1 protein-coding gene is annotated in these 1,115 nt (G+C 57.9%); it reads left to right on the top strand.

Translation table 11 applies throughout. The features are described 5' to 3' along the window. Positions 1–745 (top strand): CAP domain-containing protein (locus tag ACXRVY_RS30780; RefSeq protein WP_458239177.1); only part of this gene is annotated, 745 nt, incomplete at its 5' end. Between the last annotated feature and the right edge of the window lie 370 nt (positions 746–1,115).

The raw sequence follows: 1,115 nt of genomic DNA, 5'->3' as shown, positions 1-1,115 counted from the left end.
CGTCTACCGTAGCCAACTGCAACGCTGTGCCGGCCAGGTCTCAGCGGAGCTGCCGCCGCTGTCGGCAGACCCGCGCCTGGTGCTGACCGCCCCGAGCATTGGCAATCTGCAGCAGGCCATGGCCACTGCGGGTTATCCGATGAAGAACGTGCAGGCCATCAGCCTGTCCGGGCCGCGCGATGCGGCGTCGGCGATGAAGGCGATTCAGGAGAGCTTTTGCCAGATCGTCCTCGACCCGCAGTTCGTCGATGTCGGCGTCAGCCGCCAGGACAATCAGTGGCGCATCGTCGTGGCGCGGCCACTGCTGAGTTCACACCTGGGCGACTGGCAGACCGAGGGCCAGAAGCTGCTCATCGAACTCAACGCCGCACGGGCCAAGCCGCGTCAATGCGGCAACCAGTCTTTCAATGCCACTGCGCCGCTGGCCTGGAACGCCACGCTGGCCACCGCCGCCGAAGGCAACTCGCGCTCCATGGCCAACAACAACTATTTCGACCACAAGGATCGCGATGGCCGCACCCCGGGCGACCGCGCGGAACTGGCCGGCTACGACTTCCAGCAGATCGGCGAAAACATCGCCGCCGGGCAAGACAGCGTACGCAAGGTGGTCGAAGGCTGGCTGACCAGCCCCGGCCACTGCGCCAACCTGATGAACCCGCAGTTCCGTGAACTGGGCGCGGCGTATGCGACCGACCCGAAGAGCGATGCGGGGATTTACTGGACGGCGGTGTTTGGGGCGCAGTGAGTGCCCTAGCCCCCGAAGCGATTGCGTCGGGGGTTCTTTGTGGTCAACGAACACTTCGAAGTGCGAAGTAACTTTACAAAAAGAAAGATCCTTCTGAAGGAAATTTCTGAAATATGAAAAACCACACATGAAGTCTTGAAATTTCAAAGCTCAATAAATATACCTACCCCTTACGACACCATTTCGAATAACAATTTCGACTTCAAAGCAAGGGTCCTATGAAAAACGCAATATCACCTACAAGAAATGAAAACTTTTCTGACTGGTATCAACAAGTGATTATCCAGTCAGAAATGGCTGAGAACTCTCCAGTTCGAGGCTGCATGGTAATCCGTCCTTGGGGGTATGGCATATGGGAGCAGATTCAACG

It is taken from the genome of Pseudomonas sp. P5_A2_2, from assembly GCF_054177685.1.
The sequence above is the reverse complement of the archived record's forward strand: the minus strand, read 5'-3'. Positions and strand labels throughout refer to the sequence as shown.